Annotated in this window: 17 protein-coding genes and 1 pseudogene; 9 read left to right on the plus strand and 9 right to left on the minus strand. The window is 42.8% G+C overall.

Annotated features, from left to right (window positions below; genetic code table 11):
• Nucleotides 1–62: 62 nt before the first annotated feature.
• The gene (bioB, locus tag AC0VX1_RS23375) at nucleotides 63–1,028 is read right to left on the minus strand and encodes a biotin synthase BioB (RefSeq protein WP_218013321.1); all 966 of its coding nucleotides are present in this window, start codon (nucleotides 1,026–1,028) and stop codon (nucleotides 63–65) included.
• Nucleotides 1,029–1,523: 495 nt separating this feature from the next.
• Here bioB and AC0VX1_RS23380 point away from each other — a divergent pair, with 495 nt between their 5' ends.
• The 4 genes from AC0VX1_RS23380 to AC0VX1_RS23395 all read left to right on the plus strand — a co-directional run bounded on the left by AC0VX1_RS23380 (nucleotide 1,524) and on the right by AC0VX1_RS23395 (nucleotide 5,346).
• Entirely contained in the window at nucleotides 1,524–2,108 is a 585-nt protein-coding gene (locus AC0VX1_RS23380; protein ID WP_098865841.1) for a biotin transporter BioY, read from the plus strand.
• Nucleotides 2,087–2,794: a dethiobiotin synthase gene (gene bioD / locus AC0VX1_RS23385; RefSeq protein ID WP_475469273.1), complete on the plus strand. Its 708-nt coding sequence runs from the start codon at nucleotides 2,087–2,089 to the stop codon at nucleotides 2,792–2,794. Before AC0VX1_RS23380 ends, bioD begins: the two co-directional genes overlap by 22 nt.
• Complete coding sequence (bioA, locus tag AC0VX1_RS23390; RefSeq protein ID WP_475469274.1) at nucleotides 2,791–4,173, plus strand: adenosylmethionine--8-amino-7-oxononanoate transaminase; 1,383 nt, start codon at nucleotides 2,791–2,793, stop codon at nucleotides 4,171–4,173. The genes bioD and bioA overlap by 4 nt, the downstream gene beginning before the upstream one ends.
• Before the next feature lie 225 nt (nucleotides 4,174–4,398).
• Complete coding sequence (locus tag AC0VX1_RS23395; RefSeq protein WP_098865844.1) at nucleotides 4,399–5,346, plus strand: hypothetical protein; 948 nt, start codon at nucleotides 4,399–4,401, stop codon at nucleotides 5,344–5,346.
• 210 nt (nucleotides 5,347–5,556) lie between these two features.
• Here AC0VX1_RS23395 and AC0VX1_RS23400 read toward each other — a convergent pair whose 3' ends face one another.
• Entirely contained in the window at nucleotides 5,557–5,748 is a 192-nt protein-coding gene (locus tag AC0VX1_RS23400; RefSeq protein WP_063574880.1) for a hypothetical protein, read from the minus strand.
• A gap of 780 nt (nucleotides 5,749–6,528) precedes the next feature.
• On the opposite strand from AC0VX1_RS23400, the gene AC0VX1_RS23405 reads away from it, so the two are divergent.
• Nucleotides 6,529–6,801 (plus strand): YesK family protein, encoded by a 273-nt coding sequence (locus AC0VX1_RS23405; RefSeq protein WP_440438786.1) that lies wholly within the window; start codon nucleotides 6,529–6,531, stop codon nucleotides 6,799–6,801.
• A 38-nt stretch (nucleotides 6,802–6,839) separates the two neighbouring features.
• The gene (locus AC0VX1_RS23410) at nucleotides 6,840–6,971 is read left to right on the plus strand and encodes a hypothetical protein (RefSeq protein WP_440438787.1); all 132 of its coding nucleotides are present in this window, start codon (nucleotides 6,840–6,842) and stop codon (nucleotides 6,969–6,971) included.
• A gap of 4 nt (nucleotides 6,972–6,975) precedes the next feature.
• Here the strand turns inward: AC0VX1_RS23410 and AC0VX1_RS23415 are convergent, their stop codons facing one another.
• Nucleotides 6,976–8,469 carry a peptide MFS transporter gene (locus AC0VX1_RS23415; RefSeq protein WP_475469278.1) on the minus strand — a complete coding sequence of 498 codons (1,494 nt, stop codon included), beginning with the start codon at nucleotides 8,467–8,469 and terminating at the stop codon, nucleotides 6,976–6,978.
• A gap of 339 nt (nucleotides 8,470–8,808) precedes the next feature.
• On the opposite strand from AC0VX1_RS23415, the gene AC0VX1_RS23420 reads away from it, so the two are divergent.
• Complete coding sequence (locus tag AC0VX1_RS23420) at nucleotides 8,809–9,033, plus strand: hypothetical protein (RefSeq protein ID WP_057279147.1); 225 nt, start codon at nucleotides 8,809–8,811, stop codon at nucleotides 9,031–9,033.
• 82 nt (nucleotides 9,034–9,115) lie between these two features.
• Here AC0VX1_RS23420 and rsiV read toward each other — a convergent pair whose 3' ends face one another.
• Complete coding sequence (rsiV, locus tag AC0VX1_RS23425; protein WP_475469280.1) at nucleotides 9,116–9,985, minus strand: anti-sigma-V factor RsiV; 870 nt, start codon at nucleotides 9,983–9,985, stop codon at nucleotides 9,116–9,118.
• Nucleotides 9,970–10,485, minus strand: a complete 516-nt coding sequence (locus tag AC0VX1_RS23430; protein WP_034310632.1) for a sigma-70 family RNA polymerase sigma factor — start codon at nucleotides 10,483–10,485, stop codon at nucleotides 9,970–9,972. The genes rsiV and AC0VX1_RS23430 overlap by 16 nt, the downstream gene beginning before the upstream one ends.
• 185 nt (nucleotides 10,486–10,670) lie before the next feature.
• Between AC0VX1_RS23430 and AC0VX1_RS23435 the strand changes: the two genes are divergently transcribed.
• Nucleotides 10,671–12,068, plus strand: a complete 1,398-nt coding sequence (locus AC0VX1_RS23435; protein ID WP_475469282.1) for a polysaccharide deacetylase family protein — start codon at nucleotides 10,671–10,673, stop codon at nucleotides 12,066–12,068.
• A 98-nt stretch (nucleotides 12,069–12,166) separates the two neighbouring features.
• On the opposite strand, the gene AC0VX1_RS23440 is transcribed toward AC0VX1_RS23435, so the two are convergent.
• The gene (locus AC0VX1_RS23440; protein WP_053536610.1) at nucleotides 12,167–12,886 is read right to left on the minus strand and encodes a YebC/PmpR family DNA-binding transcriptional regulator; all 720 of its coding nucleotides are present in this window, start codon (nucleotides 12,884–12,886) and stop codon (nucleotides 12,167–12,169) included.
• Nucleotides 12,887–13,145: 259 nt separating this feature from the next.
• On the opposite strand from AC0VX1_RS23440, the gene AC0VX1_RS23445 reads away from it, so the two are divergent.
• Nucleotides 13,146–13,871, plus strand: coding sequence for a DUF4261 domain-containing protein (locus AC0VX1_RS23445; RefSeq protein WP_413022030.1), 726 nt, complete (start codon nucleotides 13,146–13,148; stop codon nucleotides 13,869–13,871).
• A gap of 320 nt (nucleotides 13,872–14,191) precedes the next feature.
• Here the strand turns inward: AC0VX1_RS23445 and eutC are convergent.
• From eutC to AC0VX1_RS23460, 3 genes and pseudogenes are all read right to left on the minus strand, one after another.
• Nucleotides 14,192–14,926 (minus strand): annotated as a pseudogene (gene eutC, locus AC0VX1_RS23450) (ethanolamine ammonia-lyase subunit EutC); the annotation flags it as partial.
• A 23-nt stretch (nucleotides 14,927–14,949) separates the two neighbouring features.
• A complete protein-coding gene (locus AC0VX1_RS23455; protein ID WP_475469285.1) occupies nucleotides 14,950–16,314 on the minus strand; it encodes an ethanolamine ammonia-lyase subunit EutB in 1,365 nt (454 codons plus the stop codon).
• A gap of 18 nt (nucleotides 16,315–16,332) precedes the next feature.
• On the minus strand, nucleotides 16,333–17,742 hold the full coding sequence (locus AC0VX1_RS23460) for an ethanolamine ammonia-lyase reactivating factor EutA (protein WP_475469286.1): 1,410 nt from the start codon (nucleotides 17,740–17,742) through the stop codon (nucleotides 16,333–16,335).
• Nucleotides 17,743–17,745: the final 3 nt, after the last annotated feature.

Here is a 17,745-nt window from a genome sequence, read left to right on the forward strand (position 1 = left end):
CAAACTGAAAAAAACACCCTAAGGGTGCTTTTTTAGTTTCTCTCAATAATCTTCTTTATCAATTAAAGGGCACATTCTTCAATTTCAAATCCCAGGTCTTCAATGATTCCCCAGTCCGCTGTGGGTTCTTGACCAGCTGTCGTTAAATAATCGCCGACGAAGATGGAATTGGCAGCATAAAGTGCCATGGGCTGCATGGAACGGAGATTGACCTCCCGGCCCCCGGCCAGGCGGATTTCTTTACTAGGATTAACGAATCTCATCATCGAAATCAATTTCAGGCATTTAGTGGGGGTCAGCTCGGAAGTTCCCTCTAGCGGCGTTCCGTCAATTGCATTGAGAAAATTACAAGGAATGGAATCTGCATCAAGGCTGCGTAAGGATAGAGCAACTTCCACCGCTTCCGCCTCAGATTCACCCATTCCGAAAATGGCTCCAGAGCATGGGGACATTCCGGCTTCTTTCACAGCTTCCACTGTATCTACCCGGTCTTCATATGTATGTGTCGATGTAATTTTACTGTAGTTTTCCTGTGATGTATTCAAGTTGTGGTTATAGCGATGAACGCCTGCTTCCGCTAGTTTACCGGCATGTTCCTCATTCAGGAAACCTAAACAGCAGCAGATTTTAAGATCCGTCGTTTCGCGGATTTCTTTTACCGCTTCAATGACATGATCGATTTCCCTGTTGGTCGGACGACGGCCAGAAGCGACAATGCAATAAGTACCCGCTTTCCGGCGAATTGATTCTTGCGCTCCCTCGACAATCTTTTCTTTAGTCAGCCAAGCATATTTATCGATCGGGGCTTCCGAGACGATCGACTGCGAGCAGTAGCCGCAATCTTCGGGACATAATCCTGATTTCGTATTGATGATCATATTCAATTTTACCTTTTTCCCATAATGATGTTTACGTATGAGATAGGCTGCATTCAGAATTTCCAAAACCTCTTCGTCTGGGGCTTGGACGATGGATAATGCCTCTTCCTCCGTCACTTTATATCCTTTGATAACGTTCTCCGCTAACATCTTCCAATCCCTTACCAATGTTTCCAAACCTATCCCTCTTTTCTTTTATTTTGTGCCGAATCGCCATTCCTTGAAAAAGAACATATCCTGTTCCGGTTCTCCGCACATAAAACGGAAGATATCCAGTAATAGACCCGCTTCCTGCAACCTGCTGCTCCAGCCGCGAGTTTACCTAAATCACTTTCCCCTCCAACCAACCGGTTGCATGTGCACCATCAGCCTCAATGGGCAATTAACATTTAGCAGTATCAATGGAGCGATAATATTTGTTAACCTAAATCGAAACAAGTTAACATATCGTTAGAATAATAACATACATACAAAATATTATTCAATGGCCTTTTTTCAATATTTTCCTAGTTGTCCTTTAAATCCTAAGAAAACTGGCACTTTATATGTTAACCTAATAACAAATTAGTTGACATATAAAATAGGAATCAGGCAAACTAATAGTGGGCATTCTGCCAGCACTTTCAAAAAAAGGGGGTTAAAAACTTGAAAGCAAGGACGATTTCTTATGTGGCCCTTTTTACCGCGCTAACTGCCATTGGCGCCTTCATTAAGATACCTATCCCTTACATACCATTCACGCTGCAAATTCTGGCAGTCTATTTGGCAGGCGCATTGTTGGGGCCCCGGCTTGGGATGCTCAGTCAGTTATGCTACGTCCTGATCGGACTTATCGGGGTGCCCGTGTTTGCTGAAGGCGGGGGATTCGGCTATATATTCAAACCCACTTTCGGCTATTTGCTCGGATATATACTGGGAGCCTATGTAAATGGATGGCTGATCAACCGGTTTTCCCTCTCCACGATTCGTTCCATATTCTTTGCTAATGCCGCCACTTTGCTGACCGTTTACCTTTTCGGCTGCATCTGGCTGTATGGTGCCATGAAGTGGATTGTGGAAACGCCGCTTTCCATCAGCCAAACGATTCTTTACGGCTTTTTGTTACCTGTACCCGGTGATTTAATGCTATGCATTCTATGTGCTGTCATCATTCAGCAAGTGCGTCCGCGTATTGCAAGATATATAAACGTAAAGGAGCTGAATCACCCATGGGCCAAGCCTACTTCATAACCGGAACTGGCACGGATATTGGAAAGACCATCGTCACGAGTGCACTTTATCTTTCTCTTCAAACGTTTGGAAAAACCGTCACGATCTTCAAGCCATTTCAAACAGGAATCAATGAGGAAACGAATACATACCCGGATATATCTTGGTTTGAGCAGGAACTCGGTGTAAAGGAATCGGGGTTTTACACACTGGAACCCGAAACCTCCCCACATTTGGCGATTAAATTAACCGGCAGTCTCATCGATGAGAAGAAAGTCGTGGAAAGGGTTCATGAACTTGAGGAAATGTATGACATCGTATTAGTCGAGGGCGCTGGAGGATTGGCTGTGCCGCTTATTGAACGAACGAAAGGTTTCTATATGACGGCCGATTTCATAAGGGATTGCGGGATGCCTGTCCTCTTCGTATCCACAAGCGGTTTAGGGGCGATTCATGATGTCGTGACGACCCATTCTTATGCCCAAGTCCATGATATAAACGTGAAAACCATTTTGTATAATCATTACCGGGCAGAAGATCGGATTCACCAAGACAATATCAAAACCATTGAAAAGCTGACTGGGCTGAATGGCCTCGCCTGCATCCCGACACTGGCCGATGTTAGAAAAGACTTGAGGATCTGCATCCTTGATTTGCTTGGTGATCAAGAATATACCCAACAACTGAAAGAGGTGTTCGAAGCATGAACAGTCAGGATTTAGAACAATGGGATAAGGAATATGTATGGCATCCGTTCACACAAATGAAAACGTATCGGGAAAGTAAACCGCTTATCATCGAACGTGGCGAAGGCAGCTACCTGATTGATGTGGATGGCAAACGCTACCTCGATGGCTATGCTTCATTATGGGTGAATGTGCACGGGCATAACAATCCGGAATTAAACGGCGCCCTAATTGAGCAAATGAATAAAGTCGCGCACTCGACGCTGCTCGGATCTGCGAATGTACCATCGATCTTACTGGCGAAAAAACTGGCAGAGATCACCCCTGGTTCTTTATCGAAAGTCTTTTACTCCGACACGGGATCAGCCGCTGTGGAAATCGCCCTTAAAGTCGCTTATCAATATTGGCAGAATATCGATCCCGTCAAGCATCGGAATAAAAACAAATTCGTCTCCCTTGACGAAGCATACCACGGTGATACTGTCGGTGCCGTGAGTGTGGGCGGAATGGATCTATTCCATAGAATCTTTAAGCCCCTCTTATTTCAACGGATTTCAGCTCCTTCACCATATGCCTATCACATGACTGAATATGGAGATCCAGAAGCCGTGAAAAACCATTGCTTGAAGGAACTGGAGAAGTTACTGCAGAAACAATCCGAGGAAATTGCAGGATTGATCATCGAGCCGCTTGTGCAGGGAGCAGCAGGCATCATTACCCATCCCCATGGCTTTTTGAAAGAGGTCGGGCAATTATGCAAAAAGTACAACATCCTCTTAATATGTGACGAGGTGGCTGTAGGGTTCGGTCGAACCGGTACGATGTTTGCCTGCGAACAGGAAGATGTCGTTCCCGATATCATGTGCATGGGTAAAGGGATCACTGGGGGATATATGCCACTCGCCGCCACCATCATGAACGAGCAGATCTTTCAATCCTTCTTGGGGGAACGGGAAGAACATAAAACCTTCTATCATGGTCACACCTATACAGGAAATCAGCTTGCCTGTGCCCTGGCTCTGAAGAATATCGAGCTAATGGAAAGCCGCAATCTCATTAAAGACATCCAGGAAAAATCAAAATACCTATCACAAAGACTGCAAGCGCTATACGAACTTCCGATAGTCGGCGATATCCGCCAGCGCGGCTTCATGATTGGAGTGGAAATCGTTAAAGACCGCCAAACAAAAGAAACGTTCACCCTCCAGGAGAATGTCGTTTCCGAAATCATCCATACAGCACGGGAAAATGGCCTGATCATCCGGGAACTCGGTCCAGTCATCACGATGATGCCGATCCTTTCCATGTCAGAAAAGGAACTCGATTTCATGGTCGAAACCGTCTACCGCGCCATTCAGGAAGTCTCCATTCATAAAGGATTGATTCCAGCAGCAAACTGATGCACAAAGAACCGGAAGAGCAGAGCTCATCCGGTTCTTTCCTTTCTTCACAAAACACTTTGGAAATTCGGAGTACATATCCTGATTTCCTTCCATTGTCTGCACGGCTAAAATCTCATTAGCCTCTTTTTCAGTTTTACAAACCTATAGATTTTAACCTTGATATTTTTAATATTTTTGGGTATTTCTGCTATAATCAGGGTAAAAGGAAAGAGGTGAGCCGTTTTGTCAGGCATAGAAAAAGCGTATGATTCCCCTACCAGAAAAGACTGGATCAGGACTTTTTATACTTTTGCTTATATAAGTCTGCTCATTCTAATTATCGTCTCTGGAATTATTCGCTATTTTCAGGCACCTGCTGGTAATGTTCAAGAGTCGAAACAGGAACAATCAAGTAACAGTGAAAAAGTAAAGGAAAGTAAAGTCATTGAAAAGGACCCCACCGTAACATCACTGGTTTTAAAACCATTAGCGGAATCACCAAAAGCAAAAATCATATTTGAACATGTCGGTTACTTTTTAATCCTGCTATTCCTTTTTATACTCATACCAATCCCGCTATTGAGCGTTAAAAGATTTAAATTCATGACCCTCGAAGTTGAAAGAGAATCCCAAGCCATCGAGGTAGCTAAGAATTTGACCATTCAACAAGATAAATTCGGACTTCTCTCTTACTGGTTAAAAGAGGATTTTAAATCATTGTTTTTAGAAGTTGAAAGGGATAATACAAGCTATAAGGACTTTCTTGAAGAAATGCTCTTTTACATGAGAGATCACTATAAAAATAATTGGGACTCCCATTTTGAATTTGATATAGTGACGGAAACCAAGTTTAAACAGAATTATTCAGCTCCTAAACTTGTTAAAAAATCTCTTCCCTCTGCAAAAGTGAAAGGAATCGGGCTTCCTATCAATAAAGAGAATGATAGATACATACACTTTAAAAACTTTATGATCCACACAATTAACGTCGAGGAAAATCTTTTGACTGAGGAAGAATGCTTAATTACTTATGTCATTGTCCTAAAGAGCTATCGAACCATTTTTGATGAATATGACGGCCATTTAGTATCAGGCTTAGCTTCATTAACATATGAATTATACCGAAGATATCACACATCTTTGGCTATTCAAGAAGAGGAAGATGTTGAATCTGAGGAAGAAATTAAGTAAAATAAAGGAAAGAGGTGATAACGATGTCTTTACCTAAAAGAAAATATAGTAAATCCAAACTATTTAAATCCGCAAGTAAGGTTGGTAAGTCACAGCCTCACGAGGTCGTTATTCCAACTTATCATTCGAACAAGTTGACACCGAATAGTCCGTCAGTAAAAAAAGTATTATCACATGTAAATTAAAAATAACCCCTGATGACTCACGGGGTTATTTTTTAAGTCCAAGATATGTATTAATATACGGTTCCAGAATAGGGCTCCTGCCGATCCAATCCTTAGCTGATTTTATATGATCGGGACTCCATACAGGTGAAGATGGCATTTCAGTACCTTTAGGTTTGGACCCGACTTTCCTGGCGCTTCTCAATAGTAGCTCATACTTGTACTTCCTTCCCTCCATATCTTCCCTCCTACCCATAAAACACCTATCGTTATATATATTTATGTTTAAATGACTTTTTTATGCGGAGCCATTGGTCATCCACTCCTCATTGTAAAAAGACTGTTTCACTAAAATATCCACAGATGTAAATGATTGGATATTTATTGTAAACTGGATAAGCAAAGGAGAAGATTTGCAGTATGTCGATAACAAAGAAAAGATTTTTCATAAGATGTATAGTGGGTATCATATTCGTGTTTCTTGCTAAGTCTGGTCTGCAATACTTCAGTGGCGAAACGATAAGGTGGTCAGGGAATTTAGGATATGCATTCTATTTTGTAGCAGGTATTGTACTTTTCAGCTGGCTATTTGGAGATTTTGATAAAAAAAAGGCCGATCACCCGTGTAAGTGAACTTGTCTGTACAAACCCGGTAATAATTGACTTTGCCTCAGCTTTTCTATTGGCTTGTACGATTTGGATTTTGGTTTTCGCTTAAGGCACTCGCTTTCCGCGGGCGGTCGGCCCTCGGCTTGCGCCTGCGGGGTCTCCCCTAGACACGCTTTTCCGTAGTAGTCTCGCACACCTGTTCCAATCAACTTTGTTTTAAAATTTAATAGAACCCCTATCCAACAATATTAAGAATTTAGTTAACCTCACCTTTACGTTCGACTTTTGTTTTCCTCACGCACGCATCCAAGAAAATGACCACCACCGGCTGTCTTTTTCATGTTAAAATACAATATAAAATTTACTTATTATGGCATTATTCACATGATGAATTAGAGGAGGTTACAAAATGATGTTCGGAGTTCCCCTCCTGGTTGCTTGCGTCCCTGGTATGCTAGTAATACTTTTAGCATGGTGGTTTAGGAAATTACATTTATCTTTATTTGTTAGGCTTTTACCAGGCATATTAACCGTTATAACTTCAATTATTTTGTTTTACATCGGTTTTGTGAACATCAGAGGGTTTGAAGGAGCTGGATATGGAATATTGGCTTTCTTTTTACTTCCCTTTGCAATTGCAGCTTCAATTATTGCGAGCAAAAACAAAGGTGTACAAAGATAAAATTCAGTTCAAATACTATAAAAGCAGGAATATATTCAATGACTAAAACGAATAAAACCAATAAGAAAACCATTGATGAAATGGCAAATAGCCGAATGCGTTGGGCGTTTGCCCGTATTATCAAAAACAAAAAAGATGACCCCGTTAAGTTCGGAGGTCATCTTTTTTAATGTGTTAGCGAATGCCTTTCATGTAACCTTGAATCTTTGGTGATAAGGCCATCAGGGCCAGTCCAAGGATTATTGAAGCAACACCGATCACTCCAAAATAAGCCATTTCGGTCTGAGGAGTGTAGAATCTGACGATTTGTGCGTTCAGTGCTTGTGCTGCTGCACTGGCCAGGAACCACAGGCTCATCGTTTGTGCCGAGAATGCGGCCGGAGCCAATTTTGTAGTGGCTGAAAGTCCGACTGGCGATAAGCAAAGCTCTCCAAGCACTACAAGGAAATAGCTAAGTACAAGCCATAACGGATTGACTAATGCGTCTGATCCACTGAAATAAACAGGAAGCAGGATCACCAGGAATGATAAACCGGCGAACAGTAGGCCTATCGAGAATTTTTGAGGAATGGTCGGCTGACGCTTTCCTAATTTAATCCATAACCATGCGAATACTGGTGCAAGGGTGATTATGAACAAAGGGTTCAAAGATTGGAACCATGCCGGGTTTATTTCCAATCCTGCAAAGTTCAACTGTGTCCGTTTGTCTGCATAGCTTGCCAATATTGTTGCACCTTGCTCTTGAATCGCCCAGAACATGACAGCTGCTATAAACAAAGGAATATAGGCAATCAAGCGTGAACGTTCAACAGAAGTCGTTTTCGGGCTGCGATACATGAAAATGAAATAAAGGGTCGGAATTACGATTCCTAGAATACCTACAAGATTAATAAAAGTTTCAATCGTTAAGATGCCTGCAGAAGCAGTGATGCCAATGATGATAGCTATGATAAGTGCGGCTATCCCCAATTTAGTGAATACTTTTTTCTTTTCATCCTGTGATAATGGGTTAGCAGGAAGAGTTCCAGCCAAGCCCAGGTTCTTTTTCTTTGTTGTAACAAAGACAATGAGACCAATCAACATACCAATTGCTGCAAGTCCAAAACCAAGATGGAAGCTGTAGTCCATACCGACTGTACCGACAACAAATGGTGAAAGGAATGCACCCATGTTGATACCCATATAGAATATACTGAAACCGGAATCCCGGCGTTCATCATTTTCTGCGTAAATTTCCCCGACAATGCTGGAAACATTCGGTTTTAATAAACCAGTACCCAGAACAATGAGTACCATGGACACAAAGAACATGGAAAGACTGCCTGGTACAGCAAGGACAATATGCCCGAGCATGATCAAGATACCGCCGTAAAATACGGCTTTTGAAGTCCCGAAAATCCTATCGGCGAGCCAGCCGCCAATTATACCTGACATATATACTAAAGATCCATAGATGGATACAAGGGCAAGGGCCGTGGGTTCATCAAGGCCTAATCCCCCTTTAGAAACTTCGTAATACATATAGTAAACAAGAATGGCCTTCATGCCATAATAGGAAAAACGCTCCCAGAACTCAGTAAAGAAAAGGGTGAATAATCCTTTAGGGTTTCCAAAAAAACCTTTTTGAGGTACACTATCCACAATTTTCTGTTTATTTATCGTTGCCATACCTAGCCCTCCTTTTATTATTGTATAATAACTTTAAATTTCACTATTGTAAACAAATATTTAGTATATTTAAATAATTAATTTCAAAATAAATAGAAGTAGACTTTCCACCATACAAGCAAAAGTCCGGATTTCGCACTAAAAAACAGTCCATATAATCTAATAGAAAGCGGCCATCAATGATATATTACCCTAACTTCATCCATGGTATTACGCTTGATATCACTTTGGTTGCCATGTACTTTTTAACGATAAAAGGAAATGATGAATTTTGAAATAACCCCACCACAACCGTTATATTCACCGTATAATAGATATAAAAAAAGAGGAGGCACCATAATGTTCGGGATCATAACCGTGGTAATGATTTTTTCCATCCCTATACTCGGAATACTGACAAGCCATTTCGAAAAACAGTCAAAAAACAAACATAAGATGCTGCAAGTTGAACTGGAGCTTGAAAAACTTAAACATGAAAACTTCCTTATGGAGACGGAAAAAATGAGGCTGGAACTGGACCAGATGAAATTCGAACAAAAAAGAGACGAACCAAGGTTACTGTAAGTAGTAACGTTGTTCGTCTTTTTTAATGGATATTGTGCCGTTTTAAAAACTCCGCCCATCATAGAATTACAATAGGGCCGTTTTAATGGATATATTGATCGCCAACAAGAAGGTCTGACAGCACCTTTGTCGGGATGATGAACTCGACGGCCCCCATGTACCCCGGCGCAGCTTCATAGCTGTTAAAGGCGATGACTAGCTTGCCATCTTCGTTTATATAAAAGTTTTGGTTTTCATCGATGCCTTTAAAAGCAGTAAAATCATCATCTTCCACCCAATATATCTTTTCCGGATCTTCAGCCATCTGCCGCTTCATCTGTTCCTTGATGTTCTCGCTGATCACCTGAAGATAGCGATCATCTTTAAATAAGCTATTTAGCGTTAACAGCACTTCATTTTTCTTGTCGACTGTATCGAATTGACTTTCTGTAGAACTGGACGCAGAAATCGTATCCGTATAACGCTGTACGGATAATATCGTTTCATTATCCGTCAATATCACATACCCGCTTTCCACCGAGATATTGCCCTTTTCCCCTTCCTTCAGTTTTGACATGGAATCCGTGAATTCCTGATAAAGCTGCTTGCTTTCCGATATGTATTTTTCATTCAAGCTATCTTCGAGCTGTTTATTCTCGAGACCGGATATTGCAGGCGTTTTGATTACTGCCGAAGAATTATTCGCTTCTTCTTTCCATTCGACGAAGGTAATCACTTTGATGACCTTCTCGACTATCGGTATATCACTCATGGCTTTCGCCGCTGCCGGACTGATGTTTACGGAAGCTGTCACGATCAGGAGCGCTGCAGCCGCTGTCACGAGGATATTCCTGCCAACCCTCGGCTTTTTCCTTTGCTTTTCATTCAAGGCTGCTTGAACGACATCATTCAATTCCTTTGGTATCGGTATTTTAAGATATTCTGCCCGCAGATCTTTTAATTTTTTTTCCATCTTTTCGTTTCCTCCCGTTCAGTCATGTTGATCCGCAATAGTTGCAGCGCTTTATATAATCTCGTTTTAATCGTGCTTACGTTTTCTTCCAGCACTTCCGCTATCTCGTCCAGCTTCAGGTCCTCAAAGAAACGGAGGACGACTACCGTTTTGTACTTGACTGAAAGTCCTTCCAGGGCCTTTTGCAAATCCAGGTCAGGATAGTGATCCTCCTCACCGCGGCGCAAGTATTCTATTGTTTCATCATCGGCGACGGTCAGTTTCTTCTTCTTCCGCAAAACATCCAGTGCCGTTCGGACGATGATCTTATATAACCAACTATCTATAGAAGCGGCGTCTTTGATTTTGCTGCTGGAGGCTAGCGCTTTCCTGATTGATTCCTGCACGATATCCAGGGCATCCTCTTGGTTTTTGACATAGTAAAAAGCAAGTCTGTACAAATTCTCTTGCCTTTCGGTTATCCGGGCCGCGATTAATTGATTCATTTCTGGGTTTTTCATTACATGTTAGAGCTCCTTACATTTAAATTACGTATCCTATGTACAAAGAATAGACGTTGGTGCAGCCATAAAAGTTTGAAAATGAGCAAGAAAATATATAAATATAAAAAAATGAAATTTTTTACAAACTTTTAAGGCTTTTGGCGCGTCTATATAGTAGAATGATTATCGAGGTGGAGTGCATCATGAGGAAATTAAATTATAAAAAAGTCTTTATTTTTCTATTTTGTCTAACAGCTGCTGTAGGAACGATGGGGTTAGCCATTAAAAGCCTTGCTTTTGATAAGAAGAGAACCGTTTCGGCCTATACAACTGATAAAAATTACCCAGAAGCCGATATTCAAACGTATGTGAAAGATAATACGAAAGGCGGGTATTCAGCCAGCAGGCCCGTTCTGCATTTAGAAAATATCGACAAGCAGCTAGAAGCCTACATAAAGAAAGAAATTAAGGATTATGAAAAGAAATGGAAAGCATCCGACGGAAAAGCCTCCGAGCTTAACCTCACCTATACGATCCTCCATTTCAGCAAACAGACCATTACGATTTCCTTCGATAAATATGAGCAAGTGGAAGGAAAGAAGCAGTCTGGAACCCAAATCTTCACTTATGATATTCCATCTCAGCAAAAGCTCTCCATAGAAGACATCTTTGCCACGGATACTGATTATTTATCCGTTTTATCCGATATTGTTTTTGAAGAGTTAACGCAGAAGGAAGAAGAAGGCATTTCAATTAAAAAGGAAAACAAACTGAAGGCAGCCAACTTCAATTCTTTTTCAGTCTTGAAAAATACGCTCGTTTTCTACGTTAAGACTGATGATTCAACTAAGACCCATACAATAGCCATCAAGAAGGATCTTTTTAAAGATAGTTTGCTAGATTCATATCAAAGTCAAGATTTGAATGAGGATCGTGTAAAGGAATGGCAGCCAAAACATATCGTCGCCAAACTGCCCGTGCAAAATGAATGGATCGACCCTTCAAAAAAGGTCATTGCCTTGACGTTCGATGACGGGCCGCATCCAAGTCATACCATGTCCATCCTGGAAGTCCTGAAAAAATATGATGGTCACGCGACGTTTTTCGTACTTGGAAGCCGCGTACAGCACTATCCGGAAGTTCTGCAAAAAATGCTGCAGGAAGGAAATGAGATCGGCAACCATTCATGGGATCATCCACAGCTGACGCGCTTAAGCAAGAACAAAATCGAAGATCAAATCGAAAAGACCCAAGACGCTGTAAAAAAAGCTACAGGTACTGAGCCAAATCTCGTCCGTCCCCCATATGGAGCGATTAACCATAATGTACGGGAATACATGGAGGATATGAAAGTCTCACTTTGGGATGTCGATCCAGAGGATTGGAAAGAACGCAATGAAAAGAAAATCGTAAACAAAGTGATGAGCAAAGCCAAAGATGGCAGAGTCATATTAATGCATGATATCTATCAAACTAGCTCCCAAGCTGCAGGAAAAATCATTAAACAACTGCATGACCAAGATTATCAACTTGTCACTATTTCAGAATTGGAAAAGGTAAAGAAAGACCGTGAACTTTCCGGAATCACCATAAGTGAATAATAAAAGGAAAGAGCCTGTTTCGTGATTCGGAACAGGCTCTTTCCTTTCAAATGAAATAAGCAGGCCTTTGATCATATAGCAAAGGCCTGCTCATTTTATCATTCACCAAGATCTACATTATGATAAACTTGTTGAACATCTTCCAGATCTTCCAATGCATCAATCATTTTTTCGAATTGTGCTTGTGCATCTTCCGGAAGGGTTAGGTCATTTTGTGCAAGCATCGTCAGCTCTGCCACTGTAAAATCGCTGATTCCTGCATCCTTGAATGCTTGTTGTACAGCATGGAATTGTTCAGGCTCGGCATAAACGATGACACTTTCTTCTTCTTCAATGATGTCACGTACATCAACATCCGCTTCCATTAACAGTTCAAGAACATCATCAGCCGTTTTACCTTCAATCCCGATGACAGCCGTTGCATCGAACATATAAGCAACAGATCCGCTGACACCCATATTCCCGCCATTTTTCCCAAATGCGGCACGTACATCGGATGCCGTCCGGTTCACGTTGTTTGTCAATGCATCCACGATGACCATTGAACCATTTGGACCGAATCCTTCATAACGAAGTTCGTCATAGTTTTCTTCCGAACCGCCTTTGGCTTTTTCAATCGCACGGTCAATGATCGCTCTTGGAACATTGTACGTTTTCGCACGCTCAAGTACGACCCTTAATGCCTGATTGGATTCTGGATCTGGTTCGCCTTGTTTTGCCACTACATATATTTCCCGTCCGAACTTAGCATAAATCCGACTAGTATTAGCATCTTTTGACGCTTTCTTTTCTTTAATGTTATTCCACTTACGACCCATTATAAACACTCTCTTTCATCATTGATATATACGAATAGATAATTAAGATACGGCCCTATGAGAAAACCCACAAGGGGAATTCCTTTGAAGATAGGCTATACGTTTACTAGATTATATTATACATCAATTGTATAATTTTGAAAAAGTCCTGCGCATCCCTCACTGGCATTTATCGGTACTTTGCGCCATTTTTCATCAAATGCTATGGAAAACATCTGTAGTGGTATAGTATGAAGTGATTGGAAAGGAGAGATGATCCATGAAGGACAACCAAATCATCATCGGGATACCCGGGAAATGGAAGGACCGGACAGAATTGATTCAAACGGTTGCTTCCCAAAGCGAGGGGTATCTGTTAGCCGGGAATGTTTTTCATAACAGTGATAAGAACATTACGTTTCAGGCGGAGATCCATGATTATGAACCCACTTTAAAAGAGAGCTTTTCTTACGCCAGTAAAGACGCCTTTTCAGAGAATGCATTAGAGGAAATCAATGGCCATACCTTTACCGTTTATATAATAGCCGATGTATCCGATACCGGAACTGTTATCGATTTGATCGATGCCGGGGCAGCAATCCTCAAGGCAGGCGGAATGGCAGTGAAAATAGATACGGCGGGAATTGCCCATTCAAAGGAAGATTGGCTGCATCTTCATCATAGCCCGGATATTCTCTCGGTATATGCCCATTTTGTCACGATCATCGGAGAGGAAGACTATTATTGTTCTTTCGGAATGAAAGCCTTTGGTCTTCCGGATGCCGTGACACTTAACACAATGAGTCCGAAAGAGGCGGCTGCCCTGCTTAACACATTTAATTATTATCATGTAGGTGAACGGCCTCTCTTTAAGAATGGCGAAACCTTTAGCATTCAGCAAGATGCACCCGACTTTATATTGACGGGCCTTCAAGACTTTAGATATGAAGAAGAACATCCCTTCTACAACCCGTTTGGTTTATGGAATTTAGGGACAAGTAAATAGGGGAGCGATCCGCTCCCCCCAGACTGCAGGCAAATAAAGCGAGTGCCTGCAGTTTTTTTATTTTAAAAGTATTTCCAGTCGATTCCAGAAATCCGCTCCCTTTCCGCCGACTGTCTGCCAAGCCTCCTCGGCTCAAGCGCCTGTGGGGTCTTGGCTAGCCAGCTTTTCGGCAGGAGTGTCGCAATTTTCTTCCATCCAATAACGGATTCATTAAACAATAAAAAAACATATAAAGCGAGTGCTTGGAGAGGAAATCAACGCCTAGTCTTAATGATCGTCAAATGAGACCATCCGAACTTCCTTTTTTAGACACTAGGGGTTCAACCGAGTTTTTCACGCTTTTCTTCTTCATGTTCCTTCTTCACGAGGGACATGCCGCTCGCTTGGTATTTGAGGATTTTTTGAATGACCGTGCCAAGATGCGCTCCAGCTTCAACAGGTGGGATCCCTCCTTTATGGATGTTGGAAATGACCATCCTCTCCGCTTCAATGGTGCCCAAACGTGGTTTATAGCAAATGTAAGCGCTCAATGATTCAGCACTGACAAGACCGGGCCGTTCACCGATCAACAGGACAATGACCTCAGGTCCAAGGATTTCACCAATATCATCCATCACGGCAACCCGGCCCTTTTCAATATAAAATGGTGTACCCGTATCCAGACCTGCCACTGCCAAAGATTGTTTGAAAGATAAATAGACGTCCTCGACATTTTCTTCGATTGCCTTGGCACTTAAGCCATCGGAAATGATGATTTGAACCGTTGGAGCCTTTATGCATTTGGCATCTATCACCCTCTTTGCTTCATCCGATAGCTTCCTGCCATAATCCGGACGCCGTAAATAGACTTCCTTATCATCGGCCTTCGTTTTCACCTTGAATAAATCCAAGCGCTTCAAAAGAATATCACTGACTTCACCATATACAGCATCGACGGCCGCTGCATGGTCAAAACGGAATTTCAGCCACGAATCCGTTTTTGGCCGGGTCCCTGACCTGCCTACCCCTATCCGCGCAGGGGTTTTTGCTATCATGGCATCCAAATCTTCCTTATTATTCATTCCCATATCATCCACTCCTAATGGTTAAATATAGTTGGATCACCGGCAAGCTTCGTTAATTTTCCGTTCTCCATAATCCCCATCTTCTCCAGCCAAGCTTCATATAATGGGGCAGGCCGCTTATCCATCGTTTGCCTCAAAGTCGCTATATCGTGATAACTCAAAGACTGATAATTTAACATGCAGTCATCACCCATCGGAGTAGCGATGATGAAATTCACACCAGCCGCCGTTAAAAGTACACCCAAGTCCTCGATATCATTTTGATCCGCCTTCATATGATTCGTATAGCAAATATCCACCCCCATCGGCAGTCCATGCATTTTCCCCATGAAATGATCTTCTAACCCAGCCCGGATGACCTGCTTGCTGTTATATAGATATTCAGGTCCGATGAAACCGACGACCGTATTGACAATGTACGGGTCAAAATAACGGGCAAATCCATAGTTCCTGGCTTCAAGCGTCACCTGATCGATACCGAAATGCGCTTCGGCCGATAACTCGGAGCCTTGCCCCGTTTCAAAATAAAGATGCTGCGGGCCTGTGCCGGTGCCATAGGCCTTCGCTATCTCATTAGCTTCTTCGAGCAATTGTACGTTAATTCCAAAAGAGCGATTGGCCGTTTCCGTTCCGGCTATGCTTTGAAAGATCATATCAGCAGGCGCCCCCTGCTGAACGGCCTTCATTTGCGTGGTCACATGCGCAAGCACACAATTTTGTGTCGGGATGTTCCATTTCTGGATGACATCCTGTGTCGCATGAAGCAGCCGCTTTACGCTTTCGACCGAATCATCGACAGGGTTGATTCCAATGAGTGCATCCCCGATTCCATAGGAGAGGCCTTCTTTTAAAGAAGCCAGCATACCATCCACATTGTCTGTCGGGTGGTTAGGCTGAAGGCGCGAAGTAAGCGTTCCTTTGTATCCGATCGTGCTATTATTCTTGGTGAGCACTTCGATTTTATTGGCTGCATGGATAAGGTCGAGGTTCGACATCAACTTGGCTGCCGCTGCAATCATTTCACTATTCAATCCCCTGCTTAATCGCTTTAAGTCCTCGCCTGTCGTTTCGTCACTCAAAATATATTCACGCAGTTCGGCAACGCTCCAATTCTTCACAGATTGATAGATGGTTCCATTGATGAGACCATCTATGATCCGCGACACCTCATCCTCTTCCGGGGAAAGCAGGGGATAGTTCCTGATGTCCGCCAAAGTCAATTCGCTAAGCACCGCTTTTGCCGCAATCCGTTCTTGAACGGAATCTGCTGCAATTCCCGCAAGCCTATCTCCTGATTTCTCTTCATTCGCTTTGGCCAGGACTTCTTTCAACGATTTGAATTGATGGATTTCCCCAAAGTATTGAGTGGATAATTTCATCGTATGATCCTCCTTTTCCTAACTGTGGAAGGTTAGCGTTTTTACTACAACCGGAACGACCCCTGTCCGCAGCAGCCTTCCTATATCTAAATAGTCACCATGTTCCACTTCTGTCTGATCAATGCAGATGACCGGCAGATCCGGTTGGTTCGCTAGAATGGTTTGACCAAGTGCCTTTCCATAATCACTATCCATGACAATGATCAGAGGCTGCTGCCGATTCGGTTTTTGCTTCAGTGCCTCGGTAAAAGCGACTGCAAGGCGGTGAATGTCCCGAAATGATTGATAAGGTAAATTCGTTAAATAAAAGGCAAAATTCAGCCCCTCCTGCAAAGCGTCGTATATTGTGATCGCATCCTGAACAGCTTGTGTCATTTTCCCGGTTACATCATCAAGCCCGCCATGAAAGTCGACCCGATAGACTGGAATATTACGAACTGGCAGATGAGAATCATTCACTTCGATGGTTGCTCCGCTGATTTCAGTTGTATGTGCGCCTGCTCCAAGTACAGTCGCCCGAACCGTTTCAACAGGCTGTTCCCACTCCCATGCGGCCAATTCTTCACTTTCCTTGATGGAGGCGGCAAGCATCATGCCGATATCCCGGAAGCTTTCTTCCTCCCGTTCTTCATGATAGATGCAATCACTGACACCGCCCGAGAACATCAACACGTCTATTCGTTCTGTCCAAGATGGCTCCTTCCCAACTAATAGAAGTTCATCTTCTTTTGTGAAGGAGCCAGCCAAAAAACTCGAAAGCACCTTCGCCATTTCATTTGCGATGATTGCCCCTTCACCATTCAAAGGAGAGCGCCCTATTGATTTCAGCCATTTTCCTATTGAAGGAGCAACAACCTTCACCTTCGCTCCTTCCCACTCCACCAAACGGCCTCCTATATGCAGTGTGCAGGTTCCGCAAAGCATGCCTGAACGGTATACGGCAATATTCGCGGTCCCCCCGCCAATGTCTATGTTCGCTACAGTCTTTCTTGTCTTGATGGAATGTTGATAGGCGCCGGATCCCTTGGCGGCAATGATCCCTTCCAAATCCGGACCGGCTGCCGCTACAAGGAATTCACCCGCCGCATTAGATAACCGGTACACCATTTCTTCTGCATTTTGTTTGGTTGCCGTTTCCCCAGTGATGATGACAGCCCCTGTTTGTATGTTTTCGATCGTGATTCCTGCTTTTTGGTATTCACTTTCCACCATTCTTTGAACAGCAGGTATGTCAATTACCGTCTCGGATACAAGCGGGGTCCTGAAAATGGGACTTCGATACAGAATTTCCTTATCGGTAATTTCAATTTTTGGCACCTGTCCGCCACCCGCCACATTCCTAAGCGAAAGCTCGCTGATAACAAGTTTCGTCGTACTGGTGCCAATATCAATTCCTGCACTGATGATTCGTTCCACCTGTTCATTCACTAA

It is taken from the genome of Peribacillus sp. QJM3NY_7, assembly GCF_056173225.1.

Coding starts and splice junctions, on each gene's coding strand:
- AC0VX1_RS23415 (WP_475469278.1), bottom strand. CDS start 8,469: ATGGCAACGATAAATAAACAGAAAATTGTGGATAGTGTACCTCAAAAA.
- bioD (WP_475469273.1), top strand. CDS start 2,087: ATGGGCCAAGCCTACTTCATAACCGGAACTGGCACGGATATTGGAAAG.
- AC0VX1_RS23445 (WP_413022030.1), top strand. CDS start 13,146: ATGAAGGACAACCAAATCATCATCGGGATACCCGGGAAATGGAAGGAC.
- bioB (WP_218013321.1), bottom strand. CDS start 1,028: ATGTTAGCGGAGAACGTTATCAAAGGATATAAAGTGACGGAGGAAGAG.
- AC0VX1_RS23440 (WP_053536610.1), bottom strand. CDS start 12,886: ATGGGTCGTAAGTGGAATAACATTAAAGAAAAGAAAGCGTCAAAAGAT.
- AC0VX1_RS23430 (WP_034310632.1), bottom strand. CDS start 10,485: ATGAAAAACCCAGAAATGAATCAATTAATCGCGGCCCGGATAACCGAA.
- AC0VX1_RS23435 (WP_475469282.1), top strand. CDS start 10,671: ATGAGGAAATTAAATTATAAAAAAGTCTTTATTTTTCTATTTTGTCTA.
- AC0VX1_RS23400 (WP_063574880.1), bottom strand. CDS start 5,748: ATGGAGGGAAGGAAGTACAAGTATGAGCTACTATTGAGAAGCGCCAGG.
- AC0VX1_RS23405 (WP_440438786.1), top strand. CDS start 6,529: ATGATGTTCGGAGTTCCCCTCCTGGTTGCTTGCGTCCCTGGTATGCTA.
- AC0VX1_RS23420 (WP_057279147.1), top strand. CDS start 8,809: ATGTTCGGGATCATAACCGTGGTAATGATTTTTTCCATCCCTATACTC.
- AC0VX1_RS23455 (WP_475469285.1), bottom strand. CDS start 16,314: ATGAAATTATCCACTCAATACTTTGGGGAAATCCATCAATTCAAATCG.
- bioA (WP_475469274.1), top strand. CDS start 2,791: ATGAACAGTCAGGATTTAGAACAATGGGATAAGGAATATGTATGGCAT.
- AC0VX1_RS23410 (WP_440438787.1), top strand. CDS start 6,840: ATGACTAAAACGAATAAAACCAATAAGAAAACCATTGATGAAATGGCA.
- rsiV (WP_475469280.1), bottom strand. CDS start 9,985: ATGGAAAAAAAATTAAAAGATCTGCGGGCAGAATATCTTAAAATACCG.